The 13717-nt window shown below is 58.2% G+C and carries 11 protein-coding genes and 2 pseudogenes; 11 read left to right on the top strand and 2 right to left on the bottom strand.

Annotation, left to right across the window (positions count from 1 at the left end; translation table 11 throughout):
- Window positions 1-634: 634 nt before the first annotated feature.
- Together ABH945_RS35395 and ABH945_RS35390 are read left to right on the top strand one after the other, a co-directional pair.
- Window positions 635-1609 carry a restriction endonuclease gene (locus ABH945_RS35395; RefSeq protein ID WP_429253763.1) on the top strand — a complete coding sequence of 325 codons (975 nt, stop codon included), beginning with the start codon at window positions 635-637 and terminating at the stop codon, window positions 1607-1609.
- Window positions 1610-2316: 707 nt separating this feature from the next.
- On the top strand, window positions 2317-2799 hold the full coding sequence (locus ABH945_RS35390; protein WP_074774494.1) for a hypothetical protein: 483 nt from the start codon (window positions 2317-2319) through the stop codon (window positions 2797-2799).
- 258 nt (window positions 2800-3057) lie between these two features.
- Here the strand turns inward: ABH945_RS35390 and ABH945_RS35385 are convergent, their stop codons facing one another.
- A complete protein-coding gene (locus tag ABH945_RS35385; protein ID WP_074774931.1) occupies window positions 3058-3993 on the bottom strand; it encodes a GlxA family transcriptional regulator in 936 nt (311 codons plus the stop codon).
- A gap of 266 nt (window positions 3994-4259) precedes the next feature.
- Here ABH945_RS35385 and ABH945_RS35380 point away from each other — a divergent pair, with 266 nt between their 5' ends.
- From ABH945_RS35380 to ABH945_RS35365, 4 genes are all read left to right on the top strand, one after another.
- Window positions 4260-5360 carry an alpha/beta fold hydrolase gene (locus ABH945_RS35380; RefSeq protein WP_083380289.1) on the top strand — a complete coding sequence of 367 codons (1101 nt, stop codon included), beginning with the start codon at window positions 4260-4262 and terminating at the stop codon, window positions 5358-5360.
- A gap of 103 nt (window positions 5361-5463) precedes the next feature.
- Window positions 5464-6381: an aldo/keto reductase gene (locus ABH945_RS35375; protein ID WP_429253762.1), complete on the top strand. Its 918-nt coding sequence runs from the start codon at window positions 5464-5466 to the stop codon at window positions 6379-6381.
- On the top strand, window positions 6374-7384 hold the full coding sequence (locus tag ABH945_RS35370; protein WP_429253761.1) for an alpha/beta fold hydrolase: 1011 nt from the start codon (window positions 6374-6376) through the stop codon (window positions 7382-7384). The genes ABH945_RS35375 and ABH945_RS35370 overlap by 8 nt, the downstream gene beginning before the upstream one ends.
- Window positions 7385-7452: 68 nt before the next feature.
- Window positions 7453-8334: an NmrA family NAD(P)-binding protein gene (locus tag ABH945_RS35365; RefSeq protein WP_429253760.1), complete on the top strand. Its 882-nt coding sequence runs from the start codon at window positions 7453-7455 to the stop codon at window positions 8332-8334.
- 509 nt (window positions 8335-8843) lie between these two features.
- Here ABH945_RS35365 and ABH945_RS35360 read toward each other — a convergent pair.
- Window positions 8844-9647, bottom strand: coding sequence for a helix-turn-helix transcriptional regulator (locus ABH945_RS35360; protein ID WP_429253759.1), 804 nt, complete (start codon window positions 9645-9647; stop codon window positions 8844-8846).
- A gap of 159 nt (window positions 9648-9806) precedes the next feature.
- Here ABH945_RS35360 and ABH945_RS35355 point away from each other — a divergent pair, with 159 nt between their 5' ends.
- The 5 genes and pseudogenes from ABH945_RS35355 to ABH945_RS35335 all read left to right on the top strand — a co-directional run bounded on the left by ABH945_RS35355 (window position 9807) and on the right by ABH945_RS35335 (window position 13040).
- Complete coding sequence (locus tag ABH945_RS35355) at window positions 9807-11186, top strand: MFS transporter (protein WP_429253758.1); 1380 nt, start codon at window positions 9807-9809, stop codon at window positions 11184-11186.
- A 3-nt stretch (window positions 11187-11189) separates the two neighbouring features.
- On the top strand, window positions 11190-11702 hold the full coding sequence (locus ABH945_RS35350; RefSeq protein ID WP_429253757.1) for a TetR family transcriptional regulator C-terminal domain-containing protein: 513 nt from the start codon (window positions 11190-11192) through the stop codon (window positions 11700-11702).
- A 141-nt stretch (window positions 11703-11843) separates the two neighbouring features.
- Window positions 11844-11999 (top strand): annotated as a pseudogene (locus tag ABH945_RS35345) (IS110 family transposase); the annotation flags it as partial.
- Between the two features lies 1 nt (window position 12000).
- Window positions 12001-12270 (top strand): annotated as a pseudogene (locus ABH945_RS35340) (tetratricopeptide repeat protein); the annotation flags it as partial.
- 209 nt (window positions 12271-12479) lie between these two features.
- Entirely contained in the window at window positions 12480-13040 is a 561-nt protein-coding gene (locus tag ABH945_RS35335; protein WP_429253756.1) for a lipocalin family protein, read from the top strand.
- Window positions 13041-13717: the final 677 nt, after the last annotated feature.

Below are 13717 nucleotides of genomic sequence, written 5' to 3'. Positions count from 1 at the left end.
AGAAGCCGCCGGTCGAGGTCGCCATCCAATTCGCGTAGTCGAGGTCTGGTCTGCTATCGCTCAATGGCCGCTTTCGGGCGAGTGGATTGCTGGTTGCATTGCCTTGATGCGGCCATTACCAGTCATGCGCCCCGAACCTATGAACGCGGCCTGCAGATTGTGAGCAGCTGGTCGCTCCGCCGAAGCTGAGTACCTGCTGCGGGCCGGGACGGAACGGAACATCAAGCTTCGGAGGTCGTGGGCTGCGTTAGGGCGCTCGATCAGTCGCCTGCTATGCCTGGCGGACGTATTGCGGCCGCCGCCGAGGATACCTTTTCTGCGCGCTGAGGCCGGATTCGAGCGAATACACGCCGAGCTGCTCCGGCGCACGGCTGCGCATGCCGCCTTGCGTTATCTGGAGTGGGCCTTCTTGATCACCTCACGCCTGCAGAAGGTGCGCCCTTCCTGTTCGCACATGGTGAACCCCAATCGCTGCCACGACATGGCAAGCAAAACCTCGCCGACCGAGTTCGAACGACTCTATTTCCAACGGCTCGAAGGTGTATAGGAGATCGGGGCGATCTAATTAACAATGTAGCCTTCTACAACAAGCGCGCAAACCGGTGGGACAAGCCCAGCGGGACCAATCTAAGCCATGTCGACATCAAAGCCTAAAAGCTCCAAACTCATCTTCACGGGCATGGTTCATCCCATCCACTTCAAAAATTTGTCGGGTCGCGACTTCGAGCGCATGGTATTCGCAACGCTCTTGCGCATGCGGGCATGGCGGTGGCTGAACTGGCACGGGCAAACCGGCGGCGACAAAGGGCGCGACATCATCGGCGTCTGCGAAGATGAACTTGGCAACGAGGCCACTGTCGTGGTCGCGTGCGCGAACTGGCAGAAATTCACGCTGGCCAAAGCCAAGAAAGACATCGACCGACTGACGAGCACTCAAGGCACGCCGCCCCATGAGGTCATCGTGATAGCCGGAGGGGACGTGAGTGCCGAGACCAAAGACAAGTGCAAGGCCCACGCGGACGCCAATAAGATCAAGATTTGCCAGGTTTGGTCTGGCCCTGATTTCGAGGAGCACCTGCGCTTTCACGCGCCGTCAGTCCTTAACCGCTTCTTCAACGGCGACCAGTTGCCCGACGACGAGGCGGAGCTTCGCGAGTTCATGCTGGAGCTCGATCCTGCGACCGAGAAAGAGGCTGGTTTACTTGTCGCGCGCCTGTTCAACCGGCCAGCTTTTCAAACGCCGATCCACTGCGAGAGCTCAATGCCGGCATTCAGGCAGGCCATCTCGGACACCATTGGGGCCCTTAACACCGGCATTTGGCGCGACCGCGAGGGGGCGATCATTTCGCGCGTGCCGCCAAGCCACGTCTTCCCGGACGCTCGTGTCTCGGAGGGGCTCACGAATTGCTCGAAGAAGCTCAACACGCTGCGCATGACGCTCGACGAAGGCATCAAGGCGAACGCCATCCGGCCCTGTCAATGCAACAACCCGCTGTGCACGACCCACGAGATCGACCCGCCATACCCCCAGCGGCTCGAGCAGGAGCGAACCGAGGCGCTTCGGAAGGCCGCTGACGCTCTCGCCCTGCTGGGCGTTCAACTATCCTGACCAAACGCTTGCGTGGCGAGGTCGAAGAGGCCGAACGTGTTGGCTCCGCCGGCGCGCCTGTGCATAGGCGGGACATCCGCTATCACGGCCAAGGCCCGTCGGCGCCATGGTTTCGGTTGCGATTTGGCGGCCTTCCAGAGCGACCGCCATAGCTCCGATCTCTTGCTTCAAGAATAACCTATCAGCCTTGACCAGCTTCGCGTATCGCTTGGCATTCCGCCTTCGGGTTGTGGTCCTCCGTCGACCGACCGCATTCGCTGCACCGCCGCCACTCAACTTCGCCAAGCGACTGACAGCAACTGGTCGCGTACTGCCGATCGCGAGTTCACGCGAGGTGGTCACTGCATGCTGCTTGCATAAGTCAGTGATCGGCCACGAGCGGTCAGTCGAACTTTGATCCCAGATCGTTGACAATGCCGCGTTTGAACTGCTGTAATTTTCCGAAAACTAACCTCACTTGTCAGCGACCGATGAGATTTGCATGTTTCCTGTCACGACGCTGACTGACCTGCATAGGCGAACCGCGCGTCGAGGAGGATGTGGATCGGTGACGATCTCAGCGGACGCGTTGTTAGTCGTTTGCATACGGGCGTCACAATTTCCCAATGAAAAACGTTAAAGGTGGGGTACACACCACATGCAGACGTTAACTACCCCGGTCTCAATTTTTTCTCTTGCAGCGCCACCTCATTACGGAGAAAAAGCAAATGCAGTATTTCGTAAAGCTGCTCACTGCTTTGGCGCTGTCGACCTGCGCTTTGAATTGCACAGCATTCGTGCCTTTGAGCTATTCAAAAGAGATAACAGTACACTTCGAAGAAGGGAAATTCGAGATTGCGGACCGAGAGCAAACCCGGCTCATGAAACTGATTGAGCATTGGGATGATTTTGTGGCCGTGAATGTTTTTGTCGTTCTCGCGCATGGCGACGAAGTCTCCAACGATGTCAATAAAGATATCCAAGCGGAACTAGCCCGTGCACGAGCAGATGCGATAAAAAGCTTCTACACAGAACATGCGCCACTGCAGCTTCGCGAGCGGTTGCATACGTACACTGAGCCAATAAAGAAGGATGGACAGGCGGATGAAACTGGACGCGCGGAAGTTGTAATTCAGGGATTCTGCAAACCGGAAAATTTTTCAATATGCGGTGACGACTGGCCACCGCAACGACCCATTGATCGCGAGTGAGCCGACTGATGTCGACAGCTACTCTAACGATTTTCTAGGTCACAGAGGATGGCTGGCGTAGCCGCATCCGAGAGAGGCGGTCGGGCGACTTTCGGCCAACAAGCGACAGTCGAACAGATGGATCAGAATGACCGGTACTGACACCAAAGGAGCCACTTTGGTTTACAGCATCCGTGGTCGCTTTCTCGGCGTTGAGAATTGGAGCGAGCAACGATTCGATCTTGGTCCGCTTTTGCCCGGTTCGCCTTAGCCGCTTGCTTACCCCCGCGCTGCACGTCGAACAGCTTGAGGCGGCTGACCGAACGCCCGCAAAAACGCCCGACGCATTCTGTCTGGATCAGCAAAACCAGTCTCTCGCGCAACAACGTCGATAGGCAACCGGCCTTGCTCAACCATGAGACGCGCTGCTTCTAGCCGCAAATTTTCCACAGCCTTCGCGGGTGATTGCCCTGTTTCCTCGCGGAACGCGCGGGTGAACTGCCGCACGCTCAAATTGGCGGCTTCGGCGAGTCGGTCCACCGTCAACTGAGTGTGCAAATTATTCTTTGCAAACACCAATGCGGTCTGGATTCGATCACTTCTGGCTTCGAGATCCAGCAAGGTCGAGTGTTGCAGCTGCCCGCCGGCACGTCGGTGGAACATGACCATCCGCTTGGCAATGGTGCTGGCTATTTCTACGCCGAGGTCGCGTTCTACCATGGAAATCGCCAGATCGGTCCCTGCTGTCATGCCCGCAGATGTCCATACGGGACCATCGACGATGAAGATACGATCTTCTGCGACGTTGATCTTCGGATAGCTGCTCTGCAATGCGCGAGCATGCGCCCAGTGGGTCGTGGCGCGTCGATCGTCGAGAATCCCGGCTTTTGCCAGGAAGAATGCTCCGGTGCACATCGAGGCCACACGGCGGGTGGTCTTCACCGCTGTTTGTAGAAAATCGACCAGTGCCGGGCTTGGCTCATACACGCCATCTATAACGCCGCCAATGATCACCGTATCGAAACTACCCTCATCGAAACGGTCCGTCATGACGGAGTATCCGAGAGAACTTTTGACGGGCCCACCTTCCTCAGAAATCAGACGTATCTCGTAGTGAGGTTCTTTTGTCAGACGGTTCGCCATTTCAAACACTGTCAGGCCGCTGAAGATCATCACCTGAAAATTCGGGGTGACTATATAGCCGATACGAAGCATGACATGTCCTCTGGGGAAAGTTGTATAGCCGAACATGCTTCTGACATGCGGGCGAGGTGTGCAGGGCTTTCCAGCAGCGCGCCGGCTGTCGCTGACTTCGCGGTTCCGTCTGACCCCGGCTGCGATTCTAGCGGTCGATACCGACGTCATACACGTCGCTTCGCAAGTATGGCCTGAATTGTCGGATAAACGACCCGCCGGACCGATCGCCGGCTTCTACTATGTGCGAGTCCCCGAACCGAAGCATGACTAGCCGAGACTACTCCATGGATAGCAATTTCACCGAAGCGGCACCTGCTCTGACACCGCCATCCTCTCTTGCTCGCCGCACGTTCCTCGCCAATGGCACTGCGTTGGGCGCGAGTCTGTTGCTGGATCAGCGGGCGAACGCTCAAAGTCCCCTGACCGGCGGAGGTCATACATTCAAGGAGTATGACATCAGCACCAATGGCATCTCTTTGCACGTCACCGAGCAAGGAGATGGACCGGTTGTGCTTTTTGTCCATGGCTTTCCGGATACGTCCTATACGTGGCGCCGACAGATGGAAACGGTATCGGCTGCCGGATACCGGGCAATTGCTCCGGACATGCGCGGCTATGGCCGCAGTTCCGCCCCCACGGACGCGACGTTGTACACACCGCTGCACACGACAGGGGATCTGATTGGGCTACTCGACGCGCTGAATATCCCCACGGCAGTCCTCGTGGGCCACGACTGGGGGGCCACACACGCATGGAACGCCGCGCTGCTGCGTCCCGATCGATTTACAGCGGTGTTTTGCCTGAGCGTGCCCTACGTTCCGCGTGGGGATGTGAGCGTGTTTGAACGCATGCGGAAATCGGGCCATCAAGACCGCTTTTATATGTTCGAACAGATCCGGCCCGACGCCGATCAGATTTGGGCTGATGCCGCGGTCACCATACCCGGAATGCTGTATTGGGCCTCAGGTTCTGCTCCAGCCGACAAGCGTTGGAGTCCGATGGATCCGGCCCGAAGCCTCCACCGTGCCGCGCCCATCCCTATACCGTCATGGGCGCAACCCGATTATGTCGCTTACAACATCGCTGAATTTCAGCGGACTGGCTTCCATGGTGGCTTGAACTACTATCGAGCCGCGGAGCCGTATTTCTACTTGTCCGCTCCATGGAAGGGCGCAAGGATCAACCAACCCTCGTTTTTCATCTGGGGGAAAGCGGATGGCATGCAGGAGCTATATCCGATTACGGCGAACCAGATGTGTGCCGGTCTTCCCGGTCTCGTGGGGAGCCTTGACCTGGATGATGTGGGCCATTGGGTGCAGCACGAAGCCACGGACGTGGTCAATGAGCATCTCGTCAAATTCCTACACAACGTCAGTCCCGCGTGACTTCGACCAGCGCGCTTGCTGCCAACACGCGCCGGGCGTCGTGGTACGAGATAGAGCGACGTTGCTTCAGATGAACACAGCGGCGTAACGACAATCAACTCAAATGGAATCGACGATGGCGACTTTCAAAGGCCCTGTTTTCAAGCTGAACAATGGAATCGAGATGCCTGGCTTCGGCTTCGGGGTGTTTCGAAGTGAGCCGGAACAGACGGTGAATGCCGTGCAGTCGGCAGTCGCCAACGGATACCGGCTTATCGATACGGCCGCGGCCTACATGAATGAGCAGCAGGTGGGTGAAGCGGTTCGCGCTTCCGGTGTACCTCGCGAGGATATTTTTGTTACGACCAAGGTGTGGATGACGGACTACGGTTACGACCAGACTCTCCATGCCTTCGATAGAAGTCTGCGCAAGCTCGGATTCGACTATCTGGATCTGTATCTGACTCATTGGCCCGTCCCTTCGGCCTTTGATGAAACTGTCGCATCTTACAGAGCCGCGATGAAGCTTGTTGAGGAGGGGCGCGTCCGGGCGATCGGGGTGTGCAACTTCAGCTCTGCTCATCTTCGCAACCTGATCGAGCAAACCGGACATATCCCGGCTGTGAACCAGATAGAAGTACACCCGTTCTTCACCCAAAAGGAACTTCGCGAAGCCGACGGGAAGCTGGGGATCGTTACGCAAGCGTGGTCTCCCATCGGCGGTATCAAGCGTGACGGAGAGAAAGCAAAGGCGTCGGGAAGGGTGCTCGATCCGCTGTCCCATCCGGGCGTGGCTCAACTCGCCGCAAAGTACGGAAAAAGTCCCGCACAGATCATTCTGCGCTGGCAGATCCAGATAGGCACCTGTCCAATTCCCAAATCCGTGCGTCAGGAACGAATCGCCGAGAACATCGATATTTTCAGCTTCGCGCTTGCGGCTGACGAGGTCCAGGCAATCAGCGCGCTCGACACCGGAGAACGCGGCGGACCGGACCCGGAACTTGTCAGTCCTCAAACCTTCCCACTGACAATCCATGACTAAACTGAGCGCGCGCACCTTCACCTCGCCACGTCACACGACACATTACTGGGAGTGCGGACCGGCCGATGGGCCCGTGATGGTTTTCATTCATGGCTGGCCGGGAATTGGCCTGATGTGGCGCGCCCAGCTCGAGGCATTTTCGGCTGAAGGCTGGCGTTGCGTCGCGCCAGACATGCGCGGCTACGGCGGCTCGTCGAGTCCGACCGCGCCCGAGGCCTACGCCCTGAGCGAGATCGTTCAGGACATGGTCGAGTTCCACGACCATTTGGGAGGGCGTCCGGCAATCTGGGTCGGGCATGACTGGGGAAGCCCGGTGGTCGGGACGCTTGCCGCACAGCACAGCGACCGCAGTCGCGGCCAGGTACTGATTTCGGTGCCCTATTTCCCGGACGGCTTCGCGCTGCCCAGCCTTTTGCCGCTCATCGATCGACAGCTGTACCCGCTCCACCTTCATCCCGACGGACAGTGGGATTACTATCGGTTTTACCTGACCCACTTCGAACAGACGGTAAGTGACTTCGAGGCAGACCTCTCTGCGGCGTTGGCATCACTGTATCGCCCAGGAAATCCTGCGTCCGCGGGCATGGTCTCTCCGTCGGCCTTGATCACAAATAACGGTGGGCGCTATGGCTCAGCTCATCGCGCCCCGGCCACGCCCCCTGACCCGACAATGTGGCCATCTGCTGACTTCGATGCTTTGGTCCAGTCGTTTCGCGACAGTGGATTCCGCCCAGCCAATTCGTGGTACCTGAACGACGCGGTCAACATCGCCTACACTTCAACCGCACCCGACAATGGCCGTCTGCATCAACCCGTCCTGTTCGTGAATGGCGATTGGGATGCGATCTGCGACATCAACCGCGGCCGGCTCGGCGAACCCATGCATGCCAGTTGTACAGACCTTTCCGTCGCGAACCTTCCCGCTGGACATTGGCTTCCTCTCGAACGCAAAGCCGAGCTTGTCCAGTCGATCCGTGCGTGGCTCAAGGCGCATGCACTATAGGCGCGAGCCTTCGGCGGAATGTGCGAGAGGTACGCGCACCAGCTTGAAGCAATTTCTGGAGACATTGCATGACTGATCGGACAATCTTTGTAGCCGGGGCGACAGGCGATACCGGCGGAGCCGCGACAGATGAGCTTCTAGATGCGGGGGAGCGCGTGCGGACACTGGTCCGAAAGGAGGATGACCGGTCCGAGCGGCTTAAGGCGCGGGGTGTCGAGGTGGTCGTTGGAAATCTCTCGGATATCGACGACGTCAGCGCTGTGCTTGAAGGTATCTATTCTGCCTATTTTGTATTTCCCATCGAGTCAGGCGGTGTCTCGGCCAGCGCTTACTTTGCGCAGGCTGCGCGTGAGCAGGGAGTTCGCGCAATTGTGAACATGTCACAGATCTCAGCTCGCAAAGCGGCGAAGAGTCATGCCGCACGAGATCACTGGATTTCCGAGCGAATCTTTGACTGGTCCGGCACGCCGGTCACACACCTTCGCCCAACCTTCTTTGCGCAGTGGCTGACCTATCCTGGACAGGTGTCAAGCATCAGGAAGGAAGGTGTGCTGCAACTTCCTTTCGGAGACGGGCGACATGCGCCTATTGCGGCAGAAGACCAGGGTCGAGTGATTGCCGCCATACTCAGAGACCCTGTTTCGCATTCAGGAAAGGTATATCCATTGCATGGCCCGGTGGAAATGAATCACTACGAGATTGCTTCGGAGATGAGCAAGGCCTTGGGACGTGAAGTGACATATCGGCCGATCGACCTGGATCTGTTCAGGAAGCGCCTGGATAGCGATGCCAAGTTTAGCGATACGTTTGCCCAGCATCTGATGTCTGTCGCAGTTGATTATCAAGATGGCGTGTTCGCGGGTACGAATACGGTTGTCGAGGACCTCACCGGGACGCCACCCATGACAGTCGAGGCTTTTATTCGACGGCACGCGACTCTGTTTGCTTAACTAAAACAACCGGCGAAGTTAAAGGAGAGGCCCACGTTCGCATTGTGACGACGACGGCGCATCAATCGCTGCCGGCTCGCTGTCAGCAATCGCGCATAGAGCGGACAGTCAATGCATGCACCGCGATTGTCTGCAACGGGTCGATGACGGTCCGCCGCTACGCGCAGTAGCCCACCACAAACTATCCGCGGACCGATTCGTCATGCTAAGGTTTGTATGGCACTTTCAGCGGAGGCATCGTCTGTCCTTCATGCGCGAACTCATACGTCTTGAGCGCTAATTTATTAGCAGCGGCGTTCAGATCGGCCGCCCTTTGATTTTTGTCAGCGTGCCTGATCAGGGTCCATCCCAACGTGGTGTCGGCCAGATCCGCCTCTGGCAGCGGACGAACAGAGGGTGCACTCCGATGGATTTGAGGCATCGCGGTTACTCCCCTGTCCCGGTCGAAGAGCCTCACTGCGCTAGCGCTGCGCAAATGGGCTGGACATCAGGGGACTGCCGCCGTCCGGTCAGCCGCCATCCTGCTGCCGCGCATAGACCACAAGCCTAAGGTGCCGATCCTCGTCAACGGTTAGCGAGGTGTGCTCGAACGGCTCGGCTTTGCCCTCGATCATCATCATGCGCAAACCAGTGCAGGAAGCACGCACGTCGTGCGTTTGCCACCACGCCTTGAACTCCGGCGACACCCGTTCCAGTTCGTCCACCAGTTCATGAATGTCGGCTTCCTGCGAGGCGCGAGCGAAGTCGCGGCGGAAGCTCGACAGCATCAGCGGGGCTTGTTTTTCCCATGCGTCCACGCGCTCACGCAAGAGCGGATCGGTGAACAGCAGCCACAACAGGTTGCGTCGTTCGAGCGAGTGCGAACTGAAACTGAAAAGCGCATCAGCCAGCGGATTGAATCCCAATACGTCCCAACGCAGGTTGAGCACAAAGGCCGCGTGCGGCAGATCGTGCATCATGCGTCGAACCAGCGGCGGCAACACGCACCATGTCTTGCCTGGCTCGGCGGGAGGACGTTCGTGGACCAGCAGGAACAGGTGGCGGCGTTCGGCTGCATCCAGTTTCAGCACCCGCGCGAGGTTGTCCAGAAAGGTGGCCGACACGCCTATGTTGCGCCCCTGTTCCAGCCATGTGTACCAGGTCAGGCCGACGCCAGCGAGAGCGGCCACTTCCTCGCGTCGAAGCCCTGGCGTGCGGCGACGGCCGCCGCTGGGTAAGCCAACATCGACGGGAGACAACCGCGCTCGGTGCGCCACCAGAAAGGCCGCCAAATCGGAGCGAGTTCGTTCCAGAGTTCGCGTCGTTTGACTCATCGCTTTTAGTAATAGCATAAACAGTTAAATTGTAATTGTTTAAATTGGCTTTGAGAATGATCGAATCTTTCTCACTGGGTACGCAAGTTGAACTCAAACTCCAGCTTTACGACGCAGCCCGTTCGCGCTCTCAACGGCCCTCCGTGGCGTGGTCTGTCTGTGTTGCTATTGGGCGGCTTTGTCACGATCTTCGACCTTTTCGTGGTCAACGTTGCCATTCCCAGCGTGCAGCTCGGGCTGGGCGCGAGCTTCGCGCAGATCGGCTTCATCGTGGCTGGCTATGAACTAGCCTTCGGAGTTCTGCTGATTACCGGTGGCAGGCTCGGTGACCTGTTCGGCCGCCGCCGGCTGTTCGCCGTCGGCATGGCAGCTTTCACCGTGGCGTCGGCCCTGTGCGGACTGGCGCCCAACCCTGGCTTCCTGATCGGCGCGCGCGTGTTGCAAGGGCTGGCGTCGGCGTTGCTGTTTCCGCAGGTGTATGCGTCCATCCGCGTGAACTTTAACGGCGACGACTGCCGCCGCGCCTTTGGCCTGCTAGGCATGACACTGGGTCTGGCCGCCATCGCGGGGCAATTGCTAGGCGGCGGGCTGTTGCATGCGGACGCGTTCGGGTTGGGCTGGCGCTGTATTTTTCTCATCAACGTGCCCGTCGGCCTGTTTGCCATCGGGGCTGCACGCCACATTCCCGAATCGCGCGCCCTGCAACGCCCGGCCCTGGACTGGACGGGCGTGGCGCTGGCCAGCGCCGGGCTGACGATGCTGCTGGTGCCGCTAATCGAGGGGCCGGGGCAAGACTGGCCGGCCTGGAGCTATTGGTCGCTAGGCATGGCGGTCGCCTTGCTCGCGCTGTTCCATCGTCAGCAGGAGCAGCGACGGAGGGCAGGCGGATTGCCATTGGTAGATATGCGGCTACTGGCGCAGCCTCGTTTTGCATTGGGCGCAGTGCTGATCTTGCTGGTCTATTCCACGTCCAGCTCGTTCTTCCTAAGCTTCGCTTTGCTAGTGCAGACCGGACTGGGGCTCGACCCATTCATTGCCGGCAGTATCTTCGCCCCCTGTAGCGTGGGCTTCGTGCTGGCGTCGCTGGCCGCGCCGCGTCTGGTGGCGCGCTGGAGAACACGCGCCATCGTTGCGGGTGCGCTGGTCTACGCGGTTTCGATCGCGCTGCTAATCGCGCAAGTGCGGATGGCGGGTGCCGAACTGGTGCCTGCGCGCCTTATTCCTGTTCTGGTAGTCGTTGGTGCGGGCCAGGGTTTCATCATGACGCCGCTGTTGAATCTGGTCTTGGGCTTTGTCGATGAGACCCAGGCCGGGATGGCGTCGGGCGTGATCTCTACCTTTCAGCAGGTCGGTGCGGCGCTAGGTGTAGCCGTCGTCGGTATCCTGTTCAGTGCAACGCTTGCCCAAGGTAACGGCTCGGCAGCGCAAGCAGGCCAATACGCGTCGGCTTTCGCGACGGGGATGCTCTACAACTTGGGCGCGGCTCTGCTGGTCTGCGTGCTATTGCTGATTGAATCCACGGCGAGTCCGTTGGAGTAGGCGTTGTTTCGCGAAGCTGTGGCGCTGTATGAGGCAGGGAAGGGCGGATTCGCAGACCTGACGATGGTTGAGGAACCGGAAATTCACGCTGCGACGGAACGCGTGTTGCGCGATGCGGTGACAAGCTATACCAGACGCAGATATTCGCATGGCTGTCTGGTGGTATCCGCGGCGATCAGTTGCTCGGCTGAAAACGATCACGTGGTGGCCAGGCTTGCGGGACACCGGCGCGCGCGTACACAGTTCATCGTCGATCGGCTGGAGCAGGCCGTTCAGGATGAACCGCTAAAAGCCGATGCGAATATACAACTGCTTGGCGACTACGCGACTCATTCGCATGGGATCTCAGTGCAAGCGGGTGATGGCATCCCGCAGGATCGCCTGCTCGCATCAATTGCCTCACCTATGGCCACACTGAATTTGGCGTCAACATGTGAAGCTCGACTTGATCCACACGCAAACATGCGAGGGCCCAAACCGACCCATTTGAATGACCGGTTACAGGAAAGCCGATAGTTCGCTGAGGGTCGGGCTGAGTCCGTCCGCTCTTCAAACTCATCGCCGGAAAGCAATGGGATGGACGCCCCCACCCGAAACGGCATCAGCGTGCCAAAGTGGAGTTGCGTATTAACCACTTCTCAGACGGGAGCGCCCATCATGAAGGCTACAACCATTGGTATCGACCTGGCAAAGAACGTGTTCCAGCTTCACGGTGTTGACGGGCACGGCAAGGTGGTTCTCAGGAAGCAGGTGAAGCGCGAACAGATGGCGATGTTCTTTGCAAATCTGCCGCCAGCACTCGTTGGGATGGAGTGAGGCTGAAACACGGTGCGAAGAGGCGCTGGACGGCTTCGATAATGCATTGACGCATTTTCCCGACGATGCGCTGCTACATTTCAACCGTGCTGTCGTTCTCGAAGAACTCAAACGATACGATGCGGCGTTGGACGCTTACGGCAGATGCGTCGAGTTAGACCCGACAAATGCCGATGCTCATTTCAACATGGCCCGACTGAGCGAAATTCGCGGCGACAGGCAGGGGCTGGTTCGGCACCTAAGCGCCTATCGCAGGCTGACCGGATAGTCAGTTGATTTTGCGGCTACCTGCCGGCAACGCCGGGTACCGATATTGCGAATATCCAGCCGGTTCATTACCACGGTTCGCTGATCCGCCCACGAAGGGATCAATCAGTCTCTCTCTTCAAGACGCCTCGTTGACCGTCAGATGACCTGGCGTATATGAAACGGGGGAGACTCCCATATCCCCCGCCACCTGGTGAAGGATACCTAACCATGCAAAAGAAGATTATCGTTACCGCGCTGACAGGGGCAACGTTATTTTTAGGAGCCTGCGCATATATCCCTCGACCCGGGCCGGTCGGCAATAACGCCGTGCCGCAACCGGCCAGAACAGTCGACCTGAGCAAATACATGGGTCGATGGTATGAGCAATTTCGCTATGAGGCATCGTTCGAAAGAGACATGGATGACGTCACAGCGGAGTATTTTCTCAACGACGATGGCACGGTGAAGGTCATCAATCGTGGCCGCAAATCGGGCGGCTCTGCCGAGTTCAGGCAGGCGGTTGGTAAAGCGAAAATTGCTGACCCCATGACAAATGCAAAATTGAAAGTCTCATTTTTTGGGCCATTCTATGCAAATTACTGGATCCTGGACCATGGCGACAATTATGACTGGACGATCGTCGGCGAGCCGTCGGGTCGCTACCTATGGATACTGACGCGCACCGCACACCCGGCCGCTGAAGTCCTGGCCAGTCTGGAGGCTCGCGTGCGAGCACTTGGTTACGATTGGTCGCTTGTCAGAGTGACAAAACAGAGCAATCTGGAATGAAGATGATGACCTGGTGATCGCGTGGCACCGGACGCAGACCCTGGTTGGACTGGTGCCGACCTTCGTCGAGTAGCAGCCCACGGTTTCTCGATCTTTGCAGCGGCACCGGTTTCAATTTCGGGCGGGCCATTCGATGGTCCTTGGCACGATGAACAAGTATGGCGATCGGTTGCAATCACTGGTCCCGTGACACATCTGTGTGAACCACTCGCCGGTTGATTACTAGCTCACGAATACAACCTGGCTTTTCAATAGATCGGAATAGAAAAAAAAAGCGACTTGCCCGCGCCGAAGCTCGCGTAAGATTTCTTGAATCCCCGCGAGTTCGGCGCCATCTTTTCGGCGCCCGGTGACGTCGAGAAGGTCGCTCTCGCTTTGTTCCCTCCGGATTCGAATGAGGCGGCGCAATGCACCCTCTTGCGTAGTGAAATGTCGCTCCAATATGTTGTTCTCTCGCTTCATGTTTCCGCTGACATTCTGAGCTTCCGGTCGCCATGAGACCGCGCTATTGCTGGGCGGACACACCAACCCCGCATGTTGTCCGGGTTCTTCACTGCAGTATCGCTGCGTGAGTTTGGCGTAACTGGGGCGGCTCCCCGGTATCACCCCCTGCATGCTGGTGGCGCTATCCACCGGGCTCTTCGGGCCGTGGACCAACGGCAAGGGATTGGAAGATG

Origin of the sequence: Paraburkholderia sp. GAS333 (assembly GCF_050435665.1) — a bacterium.
Classification (GTDB): Bacteria; Pseudomonadota; Gammaproteobacteria; order Burkholderiales; family Burkholderiaceae; genus Paraburkholderia; species Paraburkholderia fungorum_A.
The sequence above is the reverse complement of the archived record's forward strand: the minus strand, read 5'-3'. Positions and strand labels throughout refer to the sequence as shown.